The organism is Providencia rettgeri, from assembly GCF_023205015.1.
Lineage (GTDB): Bacteria > Pseudomonadota > Gammaproteobacteria > Enterobacterales > Enterobacteriaceae > Providencia > Providencia rettgeri_E.
Map to the genome: position 1 here is coordinate 2,672,803 of NZ_CP096258.1, position 19,372 is coordinate 2,692,174.

Below are 19,372 nucleotides of genomic sequence, written 5' to 3' on the forward strand. Positions count from 1 at the left end.
AATTTAATAAAAATAAGAGACGGGTATTTGTCTTCCAAGCTATGTATAATAGCGGAAAATTAAGTTTATGTGTCCGAAACTTGATGGTTTATCAATTAATAACTGCAATAATTACATTGTTGTTTATATTTTAGTCATCAATGCTTATCGGGCTACTATTCCCCCTATTAAACGTAGTTTAAATACAGTTTAAATATAACTATCGTTAATAGGCTTTCGGGTAATAGGTTAAAAATAGGAGCTTCTTTGTATGAATGACACCCAAACCCCAACCTACCTTAACGTCGATAAGCAAGAAATCGAAAAATTCGAGTCCATTGCCTCACGCTGGTGGGACTTAGAAGGGGAGTTCGCCCCACTACACCGCATCAACCCATTGCGTTTAGGTTATATTATGCAGCGCGTAGACGGGGTTTTCGGTAAAAAAATTCTTGATGTTGGCTGTGGTGGTGGCATTTTGTCCGAAAGTATGGCGCGTGAAGGCGCGGAAGTGACTGGCCTTGATATGGGCGCAGAACCCTTAATGGTTGCTCGCTTGCATTCTCTTGAGTCTGGTGTTCCAGTTGAATACGTACAAGAAACCGTTGAGCAACACGCAGACAAGCACCCACAATCCTATGATGTTGTGACCTGCATGGAAATGCTTGAACATGTTCCTGACCCTCAATCTGTCGTTAGAGCTTGCGCTAAATTAGTGAAACCTGGCGGACATGTTATTTTTTCTACCATTAATCGCAATAAAAAGGCGTGGTTAATGGCGGTGGTTGCTGCTGAATATGTGATGAAAATGGTGCCAAAAGGTACCCATGATGCGAATAAATTTATTCGCCCTTCTGAATTGATTAGCTGGATTGATGGAACTCAATTAAAAGATCAGCACATCATAGGGTTACACTATAATCCGTTGACTGACAAGTTCTGGCTTGGCCCGAATGTGGATGTGAATTATATGCTCCATACCATTAGTGAATAACGATTTAGTCACTAAAAGAATAAATCACAAGCAGTACGTTTAAGAAAGCAGCAAACGATCGCATTTTACAAAATTTATTTTAGTCCTCATGTCGGAAGCATTTTTTTTATTAATGCCTTTTACCATGCAGCTTACCGACATGATCATTTTTCTTATCCAACCAGTTATCCACAAGATCCCGCTAATTTGTTCACTTGATAAAATCACACATTAACATTATCTTGTTATGGTATTCTAAACAAACTACTACATATAGTGGTACAACAAAACATAACACAACTAGTCTCATGGCATTACACCATGAGCTTTTTTATGTTTATTTTAAACTATTTGTAGTTCAACCAAGGTGTACTTGCTCATGAACCAGAGTCTGTTAGTCACAAAGCGTGATGGACATAAAGAACGCATTGATCTCGATAAAATCCACAAGGTAATCACCTGGGCTGCTGAAGGCCTAAGTAACGTATCCGTTTCTCAAGTGGAGTTACGTTCACAGATTCAGTTTTATGATGGGATCAGAACTTCTGACATTCACGAAACGATGATCAAAGCAGCAGCCGATTTAATTACGGGTGATACACCTGATTACCAATATCTCGCTGCTCGTCTTGCTATTTTTAACCTGCGCAAGAAAGCCTATGGTCAGTTTGAACCGCCTGCATTATACAAGCATGTTAAACACCTCGTTGAAATGGGGAAATATGACAAGCATTTGCTGGAAGACTACTCTGAAGCAGAGTTCGAGCAAATGGATAGCTTTATAGACCATTGGCGTGATATGAATTTTTCCTATGCTGCGGTAAAACAGCTTGAAGGGAAATATTTGGTTCAAAACCGCGTTACCGGTGAAATCTATGAAAGCGCACAGTTTTTATACATTTTAGTCGCTGCTTGCCTGTTTTCACACTACCCAAAAGAGACGCGTCTTGATTATATTCGCCGTTTCTATGACGCAGTTTCAACATTCAAAATTTCATTACCTACGCCGATTATGGCGGGGGTACGTACTCCAACACGTCAATTCAGTTCTTGTGTACTGATTGAGTGTGGCGATAGCTTAGATTCTATCAATGCAACCTCAAGCGCAATTGTGAAATATGTCTCACAACGTGCAGGAATTGGGGTAAATGCGGGTCGCATTCGTGCATTAGGCAGCCCAATTCGTGGCGGTGAAGCGTTCCATACGGGTTGTATTCCGTTCTATAAGCATTTCCAAACTGCGGTTAAGTCCTGCTCGCAAGGTGGTGTTCGTGGTGGTGCAGCAACTTTGTTCTACCCGATTTGGCACCTTGAAGTCGAAAGCTTATTGGTACTGAAAAATAACCGTGGGGTTGAAGGTAACCGTGTTCGCCATATGGATTACGGTGTGCAACTAAATAAGTTAATGTACGAACGTTTGATTAAAAACCAAGACATTACATTATTCAGCCCTTCCGACGTTCCAGGTCTTTATGACGCCTTTTTCGCAGATCAAGACGAATTTGAACGTTTATATGTGAAATATGAAAAAGATGAAAATATTCGCAAATCGAGTGTTAAAGCAGTTGAGCTATTTTCATTAATGATGCAAGAGCGTGCGTCTACTGGCCGTATTTATATCCAAAACGTTGACCACTGTAATACACATAGCCCATTTGACCCACAGGTTGCCCCTGTTCGTCAGTCGAATTTATGTTTAGAAATTGCACTGCCAACTAAGCCATTAAATAATATTAATGACGAAAACGGTGAAATTGCACTGTGTACGTTATCAGCGTTTAACTTAGGTGCGATTGATAGTCTTGATGAATTAGAAGAACTGGCAATATTAGCTGTTCGTGCACTTGATGCCCTGCTTGATTACCAAGATTACCCAATTATTGCGGCTAAACAAGGCTCAATGGGACGTCGTACACTCGGTATTGGTGTGATTAACTACGCTTATTATCTCGCTAAGCACGGCGTTCGCTATTCCGATGGTAGCGCGAATAACTTAACGCACAAAACATTTGAAGCTATTCAATATTATCTATTGAAAGCCTCGAATGAGTTAGCGAAAGAGCAAGGTGCGTGCCCATGGTTCAACGAAACAACCTATGCACAAGGCGTTTTACCTATCGATACTTATAAAAAAGAGCTCGATAAGTTAACGAATGAACCGTTACATTATGATTGGGAAGCGTTACGTCAAGAAATCAAACAACATGGTCTGCGTAACTCGACGCTGTCTGCATTGATGCCTTCAGAAACATCATCACAGATTTCTAACGCAACCAATGGTATTGAACCACCGCGTGGTTATATCAGTATTAAAGCCTCTAAAGATGGTATCTTGCGCCAAGTGGTGCCTGATTACGAAAATCTGAAAGGCGCTTATGAGCTGCTATGGCAAATGCCTTCAAATAGTGGCTATTTACAACTCGTTGGTATCATGCAGAAGTTTATCGACCAGTCGATTTCTGCTAACACAAACTATGACCCGACTCGTTTTGAGAGCGGCAAAGTGCCAATGAACCAATTGCTAAAAGATTTATTGCTCGCCTATAAGTTTGGTGTGAAAACACTTTACTACCATAACACCCGCGATGGCGCGGAAGATGTTCAAGGCGATCTGGAAGAAGTTGTTGAGTCAGCGGATTCCGATTGCGAAGGCGGCGCGTGTAAAATTTAATAGGAATTGTTATGTCACATACATACACAACGTTTTCACAGAAAAAGAATGACCAAATGCTGGAGCCGATGTTTTTCGGCCAACCCGTTAACGTGGCGCGTTATGATCAGCAAAAGTACCCTATTTTTGAAAAGTTGATTGAAAAACAACTGTCGTTTTTCTGGCGCCCTGAAGAAGTTGACGTGTCGCGCGACCGTATTGACTACAATGCGCTGCCAGATCACGAAAAACATATTTTTATCAGTAATCTGAAATACCAAACGCTGCTGGACTCTATTCAGGGCCGCAGCCCTAACGTGGCATTATTGCCACTGATTTCGATTCCTGAACTGGAAACTTGGGTTGAAACGTGGGCATTTTCTGAAACTATCCACTCACGTTCGTATACACATATTATTCGTAATATCGTGAATGACCCTGCTATTATTTTTGACGATATTGTTGAAAATGAAGAAATTTTAAAACGTGCTAAAGATATTTCAGGTTTTTACGATGATCTGATCGAAATGACCAACTACTATCATATGTTTGGTGAAGGCACGCATACTTGCAATGGCAAACAAGTTACTGTTTCTCTGCGTCAATTGAAGAAGCAACTGTACCTGTGCCTAATGAGCGTTAATGCGCTTGAAGCTATTCGCTTCTATGTTAGTTTTGCCTGTTCGTTTGCGTTTGCTGAACGCGAACTGATGGAAGGAAACGCGAAAATCATCAAGCTGATTGCGCGTGATGAAGCGTTGCACCTAACGGGTACTCAACACATGTTAAACCTGTTACGCTCAGGGCAAGATGACCCAGAAATGGCCGAAATCGCAGCAGAGTGCGAGCAAGAATGTTATGACTTGTTCGTTCAAGCCGCAGAGCAAGAAAAAGAGTGGGCTGACTACCTATTCAGTGAAGGCTCTATGATTGGTTTAAATAAAGATATTTTATGCCAATATGTTGAATATATTACGAATATTCGCATGCAAGCCGTCGGTCTAAAATTGCCATTTGAAACGCGTTCAAACCCAATTCCATGGATCAACGCATGGTTGGTGTCTGATAACGTACAAGTTGCGCCTCAAGAGGTTGAAGTCAGTTCTTATTTAGTCGGCCAAATTGACTCTCAAGTCGATACCGACGATTTGAGCGACTTCGAACTATAAGCATGGCTAGTCATAAAATCACCCTGCGGTTAACGCAGGGTGTTCAAATCCCCTTCCATACTGAAGTTCATTCGTGTTTGCTGGAAGCCTTAGAAGACAGCTGTATTCCTGTAGAATACCAATGCCGTGAAGGCTACTGCGGTTCATGCCGAGTGACATTATTGCAGGGGAAAGTAGGCTATAGACAAAAACCTATCGCATTTGTGCAGGACGGAGAAATCCTGCCTTGCTGCTGCCATCCGCTATCGGATATTGAAATCGGTTAATTTAAAATAGGTGATTGCACAGCGGCCTATCCGTTACTGTGCAATCACTTTTTATTTACTTAATTTATTGGTTATAAATAACCATATAAACCAGCGAATACCCAGCCAAACACACAAGATACACCCACCCCAATTAACCCCGGTAAAATGAAGCTGTGGTTGATAACAAATTTACCAATACGCGTTGTTCCAGAACGGTCAAACTGAATTGCCGCAAGGTCACTAGGGTAAGTTGGTAAAATGTAATATCCATAACACGCAGGTGCGGAAGCGATAATATAAGCCGGGTCAACACCAATGCCTAGTGCAATTGGTACTACAGCAGCCAAAGCAGCTGCTTGTGAGTTAACAAACTTAGAGACTAATAATAAGATAACGGCATAAGCCCAAGGGAAATCTTTCACTAAAGCACCCAATGTGCCTTTGATTTCATCCATGTGGGCACCGAACATGGTTTCCGCCATCCAAGCAATACCATATACGGCGACAATCGCTATCATCCCGGAACGGAATACTTCATTCTTTGAAATTTGCCCCGGATTAGTCTTACAAATAATGATTATCAGCGCACCCGCTAATAACATAAACATCTGAATGACTAAAACCATCGATAACGGCTTACCATTAACTAGAGGTCTTAGCTCTGAGAATGCACCAAGTAGTGCCACAACAGCGATAGAGGCTAAAAAAATCCACATCGCGACCCAGTTAATTTTTGGCAATTTTGTATTTAGCAGTGTCACACTGTCACCATAAACATAATCATGGTTTTCAGGCACTGAGATAAACTCTTGGAATACAGGGTCTTTATCGAGATCTTTACCTCTAAACCAACTGAAAATACCAATGGCAAGAATACCAATTAATGTTGACGGGATAGTAATTGCTAACAAATCAAGGAATTCAAGTGATTGGCCATTGATTGTAACACCGTTTAGCATTGCCACTAATGAAACAACGGCCACTGAAACTGGACTGGCGATAATCCCCATTTGTGCGCCAATACTACTCGCCGCCATCGGCCTTTCAGGACGAATATTATTTTTAATCGCCGCATCATAGATGATAGGTAAAATGGTATACACCACATGCCCTGTACCACACAAAATGGTTAAGATACAGGTCACAAAAGGTGCCACAATAGAAATGTACTTAGGGTTTTTCCGCAGTAGTCGTTCTGCAATTTGCAGCATGACATCCAAACCGCCTGATGCTTGTAGCGTCGCTGATGCGGCAACAACAGCAATGATAACAAGCATAACATCAACAGGCGGTTTTCCAGGCGGTAAACCAAATCCAAAAACTAAAATAACGAGACCAACACCACCTAGTAGCCCGAGTGCCATTCCCCCTTTTTTTGCCCCATAGAATAAGCAAACAAGGATAATGGCGAGTTGAATCATAAAGTCCATAGTTCCATCCTTTATATATATGTTTACATATATTATCGGGATGATTTTCAAGCATTAATTTGATTTATGATAACTTCAAAATCAATTTAGTTTTATTTTTTATGCTTTTATTTTGACCTCATCACATAATTTATATTAAGTAACTGACATACTATTCAGTTACCCACCACCTTCATAAAAATCAATCAATTATCACACCATTTTTAACAATTCACTCCATTTAAATTTACCTTTAGTTACTTTAAACCATCATTTTTTCTTTACTTTATTAACGTACTTATTGCCTTTCATTTCCTACCTACGTGATCAATTGTGTAAATAAAAGATTACACCCCCTGTAATTTACATTTGACAGCGAACTTGCGATCGCATAATCTGCATCACTTGTTAATTATTCAAATTCAATTAGAGGAACTTGTGAAGAATCGTACGCTTGGCAGTGTGTTAATCGTTGCAGGGACAACAATAGGTGCAGGGATGTTGGCAATGCCACTTGCCGCTGCGGGAGTCGGTTTCACAAGCATCGTTTTCTTGCTTGTTGGATTATGGATGTTAATGAGTTATACCTCATTACTATTAGTCGAGGTATATCAACATAACCCCGCAAATATGGGTTTAGGCTCTGTTGCTAAAAAATATCTTGGTCCTGTTGGACAGATAGTGACCGGACTGAGTATGCTGCTATTAATGTACGCGTTAACAACCGCTTATATCGGTGGCGCGGGCGTATTAATTTCAGATAGCCTATCCTCATGGTGGGGAATTAAAATTTCAACCGATACTGCTATTATTGCATTTACTATTATTGGCGGTTCAATTGTCTGTATTGGTACGCATTCAGTCGATTTTATTAATCGAATTTTGTTCACGGCAAAAACAATTTTTTTAGTGATTATGTTAGTTGTGATGATGCCGCATGCTGAAGCCGTGAACCTAAGCACGATGCCAATTGAAAAAGGCCTTATCCTAGCTGCCGTTCCCGTTATTTTTACTTCTTTTGGCTTTCATGGCAGCGTGCCTAGTTTAGTTAACTATATGAATGGGGATGTGCGCAAATTACGCATGATTTTCATTACCGGAAGTGCGATCCCTCTTGTTGCTTATATTCTATGGCAAGTTGCAACGTTGGGCTCTATTCCATCACATACATTTATGGGGATCCTCGCTCAGGAATCCGGCCTTAATGGGTTACTCACAGCCATTCGGGATGTTGTCGCTACGCCCCGAGTCAATATTGCCGTTAGCTTGTTTATGGATTTAGCGTTAGCCACATCCTTCTTAGGTGTTGCATTGGGTTTATTTGATTACCTCGCTGATTTATTCAAACGGAGCAATCATTTTATCGGTCGTGTTCAAACCGGTTTATTAACCTTTGTTCCACCATTATTAGCCGCCCTATTTTTCAGTAGTTTCGTACAAGCATTAACGTATGCCGCTGTTGCACTCTCGGTCTTAGCACTGATTATTCCTGCACTACTAACATTACGTGTGCGTAAATTAGAAACTCAAGGTGCGTATCAAGTTAAAGGCGGTACACCTATTTTAGCCCTAGTGTTGGTATGTGGTATCGCTGTAATTGCTATCCAATTTTCGATTGTTGCCGGTTTTTTACCAAACGTTGGTTAAATATCCTCCATATTACGTATATTACCAGCCTCCAAGCGTTGATTTATCAAGATTGGAGGCTTTACCCCCTTGAAAATTAAATTAATTATCTAAACTTAACCTATTATTCATCACACTTAAAAAACTTCGTTCCGTTATTTCGATATTTATCAGAAAATAATTCTGAAAAGACAACCTAGTCATTTTACCGTATCTTCGCCATATTGCGGTCTTCATGAGGCGAATTAGGTGAAGAAAAAACAAGTATCCAACATTCATGATGCGGCTTTTAAAGGCATCATGACGAATATCGAAAATGCACGAGATTTTTTTGATATCTATTTGCCTGCACAAATAAAATCATTGTGTGACTTCAATACGTTATCACTTACAAATGCCTCATTTATTGATGAGCAACTCCGCTCGCGATTATCAGATGTGTTATATTCAGTAGAAACAACACAAGGAAAAGGATACCTTTATCTTTTAGTTGAACACCAATCAACGCCTGATAAACTGATGGCATGGCGTCTGATGCATTATGCTTTTTTAGCCATGAATCAGCATATGCAACAAGGAAATAAGAAATTGCCCCTGTCGTCCCTATCCTTTTCTACCATGGCGGTCGTTCGCCTTATCCTTATAGCCAACTTTGGACTGACTGTTTCCCTTTCCCTGATATCGCTAATAATCTTTACACTCAACCATTTCCATTAGTCGATATAACTATCATAGATGATAATGAATTAGTTAATCATCGAAAGATTGCAATAATGGAATTAGCAATGAAACATAAGCACTTACGGGATGAATTTCAGCAGGTGCTCCCGCTCTTGGCGCAAGCACTCAATAAACACTATAATAACGATAATGACATCATTACTATTATCAATTATCTGTTCATTGCTTTGGATTCTGCTAATTTCGAACATATCATTCAAGCATTGAGCGAAAAAACAGAAAAACATAAGGGAGCTATTATGAATATCGCACTGCGTTTACAGAACAAAGGCAGAATCGAAGGTCGCCAAGAAGGCAGAGTGGAAGGCCGCCAAGAAGGCAGAGTGGAAGGCCGCCAAGAAGCCCAAATAACAATGGCACGCCACCTTCTTAAGAATGGTATTAGTCTGGATATTATCGTTGAATGCACTGGACTAAGCCGCGAAACACTCATGTCTTTAAGTAAAACTAAACAAGGTTAGTTTCTGGTGGATACCTCTTTGAGTTATTTCCTATTGAGCTAAAGGTATCACAGCCAGCTCCTAGCCATGTCACGACTAGGAACTGTAAATATATTACAACGAATTAGAAAGATAGCCCTGCACCAACATACCAACCATCGGCAAGCTTGTCGCTACTCTTACCATGCGTCCCTTTCATTTCGATCAAGCGATATCCTGCATCAATAGATAATGGCTTGAATACCGTATAGCGCGCACCAGCTTTAGCTTCGACATACGATTTGCTGCCTGAAGTCAGTTGCTCTGGAGCACCGTAAGCTTCACCGTAAATGTTCAGTGAAGGCAGTGCCTGCCAATTTAATCCACCACCTACAGCTAATGCAGAACCACTACTATTATGATCAGGTGATAAATATAACCCCTTACCACCAACGAATGCAGAGAAAGGCCCAACAGGTAAGCCAAATGTGGCACCAATACTTCCCGTTTGTCCATCATGATCACTGCGAGCCCAAGAACCATTAAATGCTAACCCTGCATTTTGGTTACCTAACCCTGCTGACAGCTCAGTATAATGTTCCCCCGCTTGTGCGCTGACTGAAACTGCATGTGCGGTTCCAACGAATAATGGTGACATCGCAGCTGCCAATAATAATAATTTACGCATTGTTTCATCCTCTTGATATTATTACCTATAGATATTACGCGAATCCTACCCTATTTTCAGCCAATCTTACTTAGATTTACGCTATAGCCTCTATAAAAGCTTGCTTTATTCATTACAAAATTTCACGCATAAAAACATTCAGTGCAAAAAAACACGATAAATACATGTTTTTCGCCTGTAATCACAGTAATTGGTTATATTTATTAGATAATTAATTCCATAATAACTATACTGAATTATAAGTTCATTATATTGAGTTTTTTATTTTCTTACAAAAGATTAACTTATTAGTTAGGTTTGTGTAGTCATTTAATCCAACCAAAGGAGCATTGTGATGAAAAAGAAAGGCCTTACTACCGCCTCGGGCGCACCGGTCGCCAATAATAATAATGTGATGACAGCTGGTAAACGTGGCCCAATGTTATTACAGGATGTTTGGTTTTTAGAAAAGCTTGCCCATTTTGACCGTGAAGTGATCCCTGAAAGACGCATGCATGCAAAAGGTTCTGGTGCTTTCGGTACGTTTACCGTAACCCATGATATTAGCCGCTATACGCGTGCAAAAATTTTCTCTGAAGTCGGCAAAAAAACAGAAATGTTTGCTCGTTTTTCTACCGTTGCAGGTGAACGTGGTGCTGCTGACGCAGAGCGTGATATTCGTGGTTTCGCATTAAAATTTTATACTGAAGAAGGTAACTGGGATATGGTGGGTAACAACACCCCAGTATTCTATTTCCGCGACCCATTAAAATTCCCTGATTTAAACCATGTAGTGAAACGTGACCCGCGCTCTAACCTGCGTACAATGGAACACAAATGGGCCTTTTTCTCTCAGTTGCCTGAATCTTTACACCAATTAACCATTGATGCGAGTGACCGTGGTATTCCACAAAGTTATCGTCATATGCATGGATTTGGTAGCCATACATACAGTTTCATTAACAGTAATAATGAACGTTTCTGGGTCAAATTCCATTTCCGTTGCCAACAAGGCATTGCGAATCTATCTGATGAACAAGCTGAGCTATTAGTTGGTAAAGATAGAGAAAGTTCACAGCGCGATCTGTTTGAATCAATTGAAAAAGGGGATTTCCCGCGCTGGAATTTGCAAGTACAAATTATGCCAGAGAAAGAAGCCTCTCAAGTTCCTTATAACCCATTTGACTTAACTAAAGTTTGGCCACATAAAGATTACCCATTAATTGATGTCGGATATTTTGAACTTAATCGTAATCCGGATAACTATTTTGCTGATGTAGAACAAGCCGCTTTTAGCCCTGCAAATGTGGTTCCAGGTATTGGTTTCTCACCGGATAGAATGCTACAAGGCCGTTTATTCTCCTATGGAGATGCTCATCGTTATCGCCTTGGTGTCAACCATCATCAAATCCCAGTGAATGCTCCTCGTTGCCCATTCCATAATTACCACCGTGATGGCGCAATGCGCGTTGACGGTAATAGCGGCAACCATGTGACCTATGAGCCAAATGAAGCCGGTTTATTCCAAGAACAACCGGACTTTAGCGAACCGCCATTATCTATTGAAGGTGCAGCTGACCATTGGGATCACCGTGAAGACCAAGACTATTTCAGCCAACCACGTGCATTATATGAGTTATTAGATGATGCAGAACACCAACGTATGTTTAAACGTATTGCCGGTGAACTTATTGACGCGACTGAAGCCACACAAGTGCGCCAAATCGAGTTATTTAAACAAGTTCATCCTGAATACGGTGCGGGTGTTGAAAAAGCGTTAAAAGCACTAAAATAGTGTAATTCATTACGTGGTGGGGATAACCCCGCCACTATTTCGCCCTATTCTTTTATTTTCGCTAATAACCATTTTTTTACTTGTTGCCTAGACACTTTTATTCCCCCTGCTTTCAATTCAGGGTCTAAATAATAAAATGCCATAGGATATTGGTATGGAGCGAGTTTATCTTTTAACCAATCCGCCAGCCGATTTAAATCCACTGACTCATCTGCCTCAATAACCGCGACAGGACGTTGCCCAAATTGCACATCATCAATAGGTATAATAAAACTTTGACTGACCGCTGGATGGCTATTAATCACCGCTTCGATATCTTCTGGTTGCACACATTCGCCGCCGCTGATAAATAAGTTATCTAAGCGCCCAAGAACTTGATACTCCCCATCAATATAAGCACCTTTATCATTGGTTTTGAACCAACCCTCTAATGTATTTAGTGGCTTTATTTCACCATTAAACCAATAACCAAGGGCTTGGCTATGCGACTTAATTTGGATCTCATCATCGACCAATCTAACCTGCTTGCCACTTAGCGGCAGGCCCACACCTTTTTTACCATTGGCGCGTTTAGCACAAACTGTAGAAGCCATTTCTGTCATGCCATAGCCGCTCCAACAAGCAATACCATGTTGTTGAGCAAGATCCGTTAACGTTGAAGGAATACTGGCTCCGCCCAATAAAACAGCTTTTAGCGTAAGCTCCACCACCCGTTTATCATTTAATAACCGCCATAACTGGGTTGGTACCAAAGAGGCATGAGTAACTTCATGTAATGCTTGAGCCAAAGGAAGATCTTTTACCGCAAGTGAGCCCCCTTTCAGAAGCCAACGCCAAACAATACCCTGACCAGAGACATGGAATAACGGCAACGACAGTAACCAGCAATCTTCTTGCTGGTAATTCATTAGATTAACAACACCTTCAGCACTATTTAAGTGCGCAGCAACACTGTGAACGGCAGCTTTAGGTAGGCCTGTTGACCCCGATGTTAAAATCAATGTGGCAGGCTGCTGAATAGCCTCTTGAAAAACAGTTAGAGCAACCTCTTCATCACCAATAAAATGATAATAGAGCTGATAATCTAAATTACGATAATTTGCTAATAGATTTGATTCATCAGTAAAATCAATTACCGCACTAATATTCAGATGAGGTAATAATTCTGCTAATAACCGTTCTGGGAGGCGAGGATTTAGTGGTAAAACACGAGCACCACACGCAATAAGAGCCAGTTGACTCAGCAATAACTCAACTGAATTTTTTCCACGCAGAACAATACACTGCCCCTGCTCTACACCTTGCATTGAAAAGTAAGTACTGAGGTCAGTAATTTGTTGGCTGACACTTTCCCAAGTCATACTTTGGGACTCTGTGACTAGAGCGATTGAGTTCGGACGAAGATTGGCCCAATGTTGCCAAGGCCAATCTTTAAATTGTGCTAACTCTGCCATACAAGCGTTAAATCATCTAACTGCTGAAGCGGAATATCACATTGTGGCCAAGGCCGTACCAATTGAGATTGAATAAGTGATACTGTGTCTAAGCCTGGAATGGTATTTGGGGTTAACCAGTGTGCTATACGAGCAAGTTGTGTTAAGCCAAAGCTACTTTCAATAGATGAGCTGATCACCGCTTGTAACCCTAAGCGATGGGCTTCTTCCGCCAAATAACGGCAATAAGACAAGCTGCCTGTCAGGGTCGGTTTAATCACAATCGCAGACACCCCTTCTTGTGCCTCTACCATAAAGCCTTCTTCACGTACACTTTCATCCCAAGCAATGCTAATGCCAGTTTCTGCTGCAAATTGCAGTGACTCTTCACGAGTTTTACACGGTTCTTCCAAAAAAGCGATTCGGTCACGGTAGTCAGGGTTAACATATTTAGCAAAACCGTCGGCTTTTGTTCGAGTCCAACTGCGATTTGCATCCAGACGCAATTTCAGTTCTGGAACAGCCTCTAGTAACAGATTAACCACCATACCATCACGAACTGCTTCATATAAACCGACTTTAACCTTAGCGACTTTCTCACCTTCCATTGCATCAAGGCTTAAGATTAAATCGTCAGGATCACCACTACATAAAGGTGCTTTGCGGTAATCCGCTTGTTCGGGAAGTTCCCCTGTTAGCTCCGCGATAGCACAACTACAGCCAAAAGCCACTGAGGGTAATAAACTATTAGAAATTTTGCCTTCTTTCACCCATTCATTCAGTCGTACAATAGTTTCGGCAGTGGCCTCTTCTAATGTTTCACGGCTAAATTCAGGTAGAGGCGAAATTTCTCCCCAACCTTCGTTATCCCCATCTTGTAAACAGACCAAAAGCCCATCACGCGTTTTTAACCGCTGATAACGAAGGATAACGCCTGCCTCCATCGGCAGGCTGAACGAATAAATCTTGGCTTTACGCATTATGGATTACGCTTATATTTAGAGAAATCAGGCGCACGTTTTTCATTAAAGGCGTTACGGCCTTCTTGCCCTTCGTCTGTCATATAGAACAACATAGTGGCATTACCAGCCAACTCTTGCAGACCTGCTTGTCCATCACAGTCCGCATTTAATGCTGCTTTTAAGCAACGCAGTGCCATCGGGCTATTTTCTAGCATTTCACGGCACCAGCGCACCGTTTCTTTTTCAAGATCTGCATATGGAACAACCGTGTTAACCAAGCCCATATCTAATGCTTCTTGTGCATTGTATTGGCGGCATAGGAACCAGATTTCACGCGCTTTCTTTTGCCCTACGATACGTGCCATATAAGATGCACCCCAGCCGCCATCAAATGAACCAACTTTTGGCCCAGTTTGGCCGAAGATTGCGTTATCAGCGGCAATAGTTAAGTCACACATCATATGTAATACATGGCCACCACCGATAGAAAAACCAGCGACCATCGCGACAACAGGTTTTGGACAAGTACGAATTTGGCGTTGGAAATCTAATACGTTTAAGTGGTGTGTACCACTTTCATCACGATATCCGCCGTAATCACCACGAATTTTTTGGTCACCACCGGCACAAAATGCTTTTTCACCTTCGCCCGTTAAAATAATAGTTCCAACTTGGTCATCATAGCGTGCATCAGATAGAGCTTGGATCATTTCTTTCACGGTTTGTGGACGAAAAGCATTGCGCACTTCAGGACGATTAATGGTGATTTTTGCAATCCCTTCGGGGGATTTGTGATAGCGAATGTCTTCAAACCCTGTCGAGCAATCTTGCCATTCGATAGGTGCGTATAATTGTTCTTCACTTGGATAAATCATTATCAGATCCCTTTAACCACTTTATGATAAAAAACGATGAAGTGCAGCCGCATAGCCCATAGGGTTTTCCCGATGTGCATTATGCCCTGCATTTTCAATCAGCGTTAACGGCAAAGTATATTGTTGCGAAACGCTTCGAAATTTTTGGTCTTTTTCGCCACAAAAATAGCGATAAGGACAGGTCAATTGACGCAATTTGTCCGCTAGAAAAGGTTGCTTTGCTAATGATGTATTTTCTAGCATAGCAGCAATACTCTGCGGATTATTTTGTCGACGTAATTGAATTAAACGTTGGCGCTGGAGCACCGACAAATCAGCAAATACCGTTTGTTGATACCAATCATCTAACACTTCGTCAATCGGCTCTGAACGAAAACGCTGGGCCCAAGCCGCATCATTAGCAGCGCGAGCAGTTCGTTCTTGTTCATTGGCTAACCCTACATTCCCACCTTCAATCACTAACCCTAATAGTCCGTTAGGTTGATAGTGACAGGCAAAATGCATCGCCAGCCGAGCGCCTAGTGAATAGCCAACCAAGTAATATTCATTAATTTGATGATACTGTAAAAGTGCGCTGAGTTGTTGATCAAAATCTGAAAAACCTAGGCAGGGTTCTGAATGAGAACCCCCATGTCCGGGTAAATCGACAGCTAACGATGGAAAAGCACCTGTTTGCTCAATCACCGGTAGCCAATCATCTGCACTGCCTAACAAACCATGCAACCAGATTATCCAAGGAGCGGATGAGGCAGAATGATGTCTCTGTGCGGATAACATTACAGATCCACAACTTCATTTAATAGTTGTTTTAAAGTACGCGCACCTGCATCACTTGCCACCTGTAATTCCACCAGCAAGGTGCCCTGTTGACGATGCCAAAATTGTTGTACGGTTTCTTTTAGTGTCCCCCAGTCTGTCGGAGCACAATATTGTAAGCCAAACATTTTCGCCGCTGGCTCGAAACTGACATTTTGCGGCATACAGTAATAATTTTGTCTTGCTTCATCTGGTGTAGGCAACATTGAGAAAATCTGCCCCCCATTATTATTCACAACAATAAGAACTGTCGGTGCGGAAGGTTCTCGCAATAGCGCCAAACTATTCAAATCATAGAGTGCAGAAATATCTCCAACGATAGCCAGTGTTGGCTGTGCGGTTGCTCGCTGAACGCCCGCCATGGTAGAAATCAAACCATCAATACCACTCGCACCTCGGTTACTATAAACAGGATAACCCAATGGAAGTTGGGCCAGTGCATCCACCAAACGGACAATTAAGCTATTACCGACAAATAATTGGCCTCGAAGAGGCAGCAGTTCAGGTAATTGGTGCGCCACCGCGGCTTCTGAAAACTGCTCATGCAAGTGTTGGCGCACGTGATGGTGCGTTTTTTGCGCTAAAGTCAGCAGCGATTCACACCACAAATTTCTCGGCTGTGCAGGATGGTTATCTAGCCAACCTTTAATTGAGCAAGTTAGCTTTCTTCCCATATGATTGGCTGGGTCTAACCGCTGAGGTATCGAATCGATAATCCAATACTCTTGCGGTTCACAATTAGCTTGCCATTGCAGTAACCGTTTTCCCGTTAAGCTTGAACCAAACTGAACGACTAATTCTGCCTGCTTTAAAATATGTTGAGTATCAGGGCGTTGAAGCCATAAATCGGCACAAGGGTATGGTTGTCCCGTTTGAGAGAGCACATCACCGATGACGGGCCATCCGAGTTCTTGAGCCCATTTGGCAACTAACTCACCTTCGCTCGCGGTCATTCGTCCCGCAATCACAATGCCTTTTTTCTGCCGCCAAAAATACCAATCTGCAACTAATGCAACAGAATGCGTTAATGGCTCGGTTAACCACGGATGATTTGAATTCCACCACTCTCCGAGTGTTTCCTGCCATGCATCTTCCCCGTCCATATCACCGTACAAGGGTTCGGCAAAGGGGCAGTTAATATGAAATGCACCATGGTGTAGTTGATTCATGCCATTATCAATCGCTGTTACCAACCACTTAGCTGAAATATCTTGTGTCGGCCTTGGTAACATTAATGCTTGAGTAGGATGGGAAGCAAAAATATGGGTTTGTCGAATAGCTTGATTAGCACCACAATCAATCAATTCAGGGGGTCTGTCAGCAGTAAGAAAAATAACTTTCTCACCAGTTAAACCCGCTTCAATCAAAGAAGGATAAAGGTTTGCGACTGCCGTACCAGAGGTCACAATCACCCCTACAGGCTCACGACTGGCTTTTGCTAAGCCTAGCGCTAAATGCCCTAAACCACGCTCATCAAAATGGGTATGGCAATGCAATTTCCCATGGCTAATGGCAGCAAGGGTCAATGGTGTCGAGCGCGAGCCCGGCGCAATACAGATATGTTTCATTCCGTGGCGAGATAGCGCTTCAATTATTACTTCAGCCCAACGGAGATTAAAAGCAGAATTCGACATAATATGCTCAGCAAATTATTAGTTATCAATTAGTTTAGACTGGCTGAAAGAAATTTCTTGATCTCAGAACAATTTTTGGTGAACTAATTGAAATAAAAAGAAAATAACCATTTTTATTTTATGGTTTTTAGTTATTTCCAAATAAAGACATTAGCCCAGCAGCTTTATTCTCAATTTCTATCCACTCTTGCTCTGGGTCTGAACCACTGACAATGCCAGCGCCTGAATATAATGAGACATGGGCTCCCTCTATCTGTGCACAACGTAGAGAGACTGCGAATTCACTTTTATTTAAGCTAATAAACCCGCCTGTTCCTGCATACCAACCACGAGAAAACGGTTCATTTTCTGCTAAAAATTGCCGTGCAACCTTTCGTGGCAAACCGCAGACCGCCGCTGTGGGTTGGAGACGCTGTAAACAATCGCTATCAGAAGGGCTAACTAATGTCGCAACAATTGAGCGGTAAAGGTGTTGAATTTTTCTCAAGCGGATCACTTTTGCCGACGATACATCAACCCCTGTCACTGCTCCTTGTAATTGTTGGCAAATATCATCAACAACCACTAAATTTTCATGTTGGTTCTTTTTATCTTCCATCAACCATTTAGCGTATTCCGCTGCGACCATGTCATCAGGGTCATTAGCGACGGTTCCTGCTAAAGCCTCAGAGTTCAGTTGTTCGTCTTGACGTAAATATAAACGTTCGGGTGTTGAGGAAATAAAACCTGAATGTGCGTTGAAGGCCATCATAAAATGGTAACAATGATGATTCACCTGCTGGCTTTGTGCTAAAAACTCAGCAACCGCAATTGGCTTAGACAGGGTGAGTTTTGTTTCCCTGGCCATAACCACTTTTTCCATTTTTCCTGACTTCATGTCATCAATAGCGCAATTTAATAAACGGCACCATTCATCATGCGTAGGAATATGTTCCTGTGCAGTAATATCGGCGTCCAGTGTCAATGTCTCTTGAGAAGCCGATTTTACTTGCTGTAAAAGATGGATAGCATTTAAGCGATCTTCTTCCCCTTCTATATTGACACTAACGCTAATTGTCGAACGCAACCGATGAATTTCAATTCGAGGCAAAAAACAAAAAGTTGCTTGGCGTTTTATCTCTTCAGGGATGCCATCTCCAACAGCATTCCAACCATTAAGCCCCCATAGGCGCATCTCTGGCATATTCGGATATTGTGATAAAAAAGCTTGTGCTGTATCTATCGAATCAAAGGACTTAACCATTCCAAGAGCGCTGCATTCTTCGGCTCCCGTCCGTTGATACCAGTAAAATTGAGGGTAGATTTCTTGTGCCGATAGCCATGAAAGACCAGGGAAAGTAGTTTGCGCATCTAACTGCCAGACAAAACGAGTATACGCTTTGGTGTTTAGTGTCAATGTAGACAAATGGTCCAAAATTTCAGTTATCAATCGATCAAATTTTTTATAGTTCACTTTAGATTCCCACTGCTACATCTCACAAATTCACTACGCGTTATTATATAGCGCAATACAAATTTTTAATACATTGATGACTAACAGTAAATGCTATGTCACTCATTCCGCGCTAAAAGCCGAACCCCGGCAATCAAAAAATTGTTTATAATATTTCACTATTTTAGTACTTAGAACCCAATTGACGATAGCCAAGAACAACTACGTCAAAACAAACCTGTTTACACACATAGTGACCTTCAGGCTATTGATAGTATAGCTTATTATATATATTGCACAGTATTCTATTCATTTAATTAATGTGAAATGTGATTTCATCCCTTTTATTCATTTTTATTTCCTAAACTGCTTGTTTTTCACCCAAAAAAATTCCATTTTGAAACGCAGTTATTGTTGTTCGTCAAGTCAATACGCTATGAAAAGCCTATTCATCCCAAAAGAAATCCATCTTGTATTTTAATTAACATGATATTTCTATTAAGCATTTTATTTAGCATAAAAATAAATGATTTATTAATAAATA

General features: G+C 41.4%; 14 protein-coding genes and 1 pseudogene. 7 read left to right on the forward strand and 8 right to left on the reverse strand.

All coding sequences use genetic code 11. The annotated features are described in order from the left end of the window. Positions 1-250: 250 nt before the first annotated feature. The 4 genes from ubiG to yfaE all read left to right on the forward strand — a co-directional run bounded on the left by ubiG (position 251) and on the right by yfaE (position 5,037). A complete protein-coding gene (ubiG, locus tag M0M83_RS12250; protein ID WP_125891268.1) occupies positions 251-973 on the forward strand; it encodes a bifunctional 2-polyprenyl-6-hydroxyphenol methylase/3-demethylubiquinol 3-O-methyltransferase UbiG in 723 nt (240 codons plus the stop codon). A gap of 358 nt (positions 974-1,331) precedes the next feature. After that, on the forward strand, positions 1,332-3,623 hold the full coding sequence (gene nrdA / locus M0M83_RS12255; protein ID WP_125891269.1) for a class 1a ribonucleoside-diphosphate reductase subunit alpha: 2,292 nt from the start codon (positions 1,332-1,334) through the stop codon (positions 3,621-3,623). Positions 3,624-3,634: 11 nt separating this feature from the next. Next, positions 3,635-4,771, forward strand: coding sequence for a class Ia ribonucleoside-diphosphate reductase subunit beta (gene nrdB / locus M0M83_RS12260; RefSeq protein WP_004259897.1), 1,137 nt, complete (start codon positions 3,635-3,637; stop codon positions 4,769-4,771). A gap of 2 nt (positions 4,772-4,773) precedes the next feature. Then, positions 4,774-5,037 carry a class I ribonucleotide reductase maintenance protein YfaE gene (yfaE, locus tag M0M83_RS12265; RefSeq protein WP_125891270.1) on the forward strand — a complete coding sequence of 88 codons (264 nt, stop codon included), beginning with the start codon at positions 4,774-4,776 and terminating at the stop codon, positions 5,035-5,037. Between the two features lie 71 nt (positions 5,038-5,108). Here the strand turns inward: yfaE and M0M83_RS12270 are convergent, their stop codons facing one another. Beyond that, positions 5,109-6,449 carry an anaerobic C4-dicarboxylate transporter gene (locus M0M83_RS12270; protein WP_125891271.1) on the reverse strand — a complete coding sequence of 447 codons (1,341 nt, stop codon included), beginning with the start codon at positions 6,447-6,449 and terminating at the stop codon, positions 5,109-5,111. Positions 6,450-6,866: 417 nt separating this feature from the next. Here M0M83_RS12270 and tyrP point away from each other — a divergent pair, with 417 nt between their 5' ends. Further along, positions 6,867-8,075, forward strand: coding sequence for a tyrosine transporter TyrP (gene tyrP / locus M0M83_RS12275; protein ID WP_213912544.1), 1,209 nt, complete (start codon positions 6,867-6,869; stop codon positions 8,073-8,075). A gap of 228 nt (positions 8,076-8,303) precedes the next feature. Continuing rightward, positions 8,304-9,256 (forward strand): annotated as a pseudogene (locus M0M83_RS12280) (Rpn family recombination-promoting nuclease/putative transposase). 103 nt (positions 9,257-9,359) lie between these two features. On the opposite strand, the gene M0M83_RS12285 reads toward M0M83_RS12280, so the two are convergent. Further along, positions 9,360-9,902: a YfaZ family outer membrane protein gene (locus M0M83_RS12285; protein ID WP_213912542.1), complete on the reverse strand. Its 543-nt coding sequence runs from the start codon at positions 9,900-9,902 to the stop codon at positions 9,360-9,362. A gap of 334 nt (positions 9,903-10,236) precedes the next feature. Here M0M83_RS12285 and M0M83_RS12290 point away from each other — a divergent pair, with 334 nt between their 5' ends. Continuing rightward, positions 10,237-11,676 carry a catalase gene (locus tag M0M83_RS12290; protein ID WP_185746869.1) on the forward strand — a complete coding sequence of 480 codons (1,440 nt, stop codon included), beginning with the start codon at positions 10,237-10,239 and terminating at the stop codon, positions 11,674-11,676. A 44-nt stretch (positions 11,677-11,720) separates the two neighbouring features. On the opposite strand, the gene menE is transcribed toward M0M83_RS12290, so the two are convergent. The 6 genes from menE to M0M83_RS12320 form a co-directional block, all read right to left on the reverse strand. Continuing rightward, the gene (menE, locus tag M0M83_RS12295; RefSeq protein ID WP_213912541.1) at positions 11,721-13,130 is read right to left on the reverse strand and encodes an o-succinylbenzoate--CoA ligase; all 1,410 of its coding nucleotides are present in this window, start codon (positions 13,128-13,130) and stop codon (positions 11,721-11,723) included. Continuing rightward, positions 13,118-14,089, reverse strand: coding sequence for an o-succinylbenzoate synthase (menC, locus tag M0M83_RS12300; protein ID WP_213912540.1), 972 nt, complete (start codon positions 14,087-14,089; stop codon positions 13,118-13,120). The genes menE and menC overlap by 13 nt, the downstream gene beginning before the upstream one ends. Beyond that, the gene (gene menB, locus M0M83_RS12305) at positions 14,089-14,946 is read right to left on the reverse strand and encodes a 1,4-dihydroxy-2-naphthoyl-CoA synthase (RefSeq protein ID WP_125891278.1); all 858 of its coding nucleotides are present in this window, start codon (positions 14,944-14,946) and stop codon (positions 14,089-14,091) included. Before menB ends, menC begins: the two co-directional genes overlap by 1 nt. Before the next feature lie 21 nt (positions 14,947-14,967). Next, positions 14,968-15,723, reverse strand: a complete 756-nt coding sequence (menH, locus tag M0M83_RS12310; protein WP_125891279.1) for a 2-succinyl-6-hydroxy-2,4-cyclohexadiene-1-carboxylate synthase — start codon at positions 15,721-15,723, stop codon at positions 14,968-14,970. Further along, entirely contained in the window at positions 15,723-17,396 is a 1,674-nt protein-coding gene (gene menD / locus M0M83_RS12315; RefSeq protein WP_125891280.1) for a 2-succinyl-5-enolpyruvyl-6-hydroxy-3-cyclohexene-1-carboxylic-acid synthase, read from the reverse strand. The genes menH and menD overlap by 1 nt, the downstream gene beginning before the upstream one ends. A gap of 127 nt (positions 17,397-17,523) precedes the next feature. Next, positions 17,524-18,849: an isochorismate synthase gene (locus tag M0M83_RS12320; protein WP_125891281.1), complete on the reverse strand. Its 1,326-nt coding sequence runs from the start codon at positions 18,847-18,849 to the stop codon at positions 17,524-17,526. Positions 18,850-19,372: the final 523 nt, after the last annotated feature.

Bases quoted from the DNA above. Each gene is read 5' to 3' on its own strand.
- ubiG (WP_125891268.1), top strand. From the start codon at position 251: ATGAATGACACCCAAACCCCAACCTACCTTAACGTCGATAAGCAAGAA.
- nrdA (WP_125891269.1), top strand. From the start codon at position 1,332: ATGAACCAGAGTCTGTTAGTCACAAAGCGTGATGGACATAAAGAACGC.
- nrdB (WP_004259897.1), top strand. From the start codon at position 3,635: ATGTCACATACATACACAACGTTTTCACAGAAAAAGAATGACCAAATG.
- yfaE (WP_125891270.1), top strand. From the start codon at position 4,774: ATGGCTAGTCATAAAATCACCCTGCGGTTAACGCAGGGTGTTCAAATC.
- M0M83_RS12270 (WP_125891271.1), bottom strand. From the start codon at position 6,449: ATGGACTTTATGATTCAACTCGCCATTATCCTTGTTTGCTTATTCTAT.
- M0M83_RS12285 (WP_213912542.1), bottom strand. From the start codon at position 9,902: ATGCGTAAATTATTATTATTGGCAGCTGCGATGTCACCATTATTCGTT.
- M0M83_RS12290 (WP_185746869.1), top strand. From the start codon at position 10,237: ATGAAAAAGAAAGGCCTTACTACCGCCTCGGGCGCACCGGTCGCCAAT.
- menE (WP_213912541.1), bottom strand. From the start codon at position 13,130: ATGGCAGAGTTAGCACAATTTAAAGATTGGCCTTGGCAACATTGGGCC.
- menC (WP_213912540.1), bottom strand. From the start codon at position 14,089: ATGCGTAAAGCCAAGATTTATTCGTTCAGCCTGCCGATGGAGGCAGGC.
- menB (WP_125891278.1), bottom strand. From the start codon at position 14,946: ATGATTTATCCAAGTGAAGAACAATTATACGCACCTATCGAATGGCAA.
- menH (WP_125891279.1), bottom strand. From the start codon at position 15,723: ATGTTATCCGCACAGAGACATCATTCTGCCTCATCCGCTCCTTGGATA.
- menD (WP_125891280.1), bottom strand. From the start codon at position 17,396: ATGTCGAATTCTGCTTTTAATCTCCGTTGGGCTGAAGTAATAATTGAA.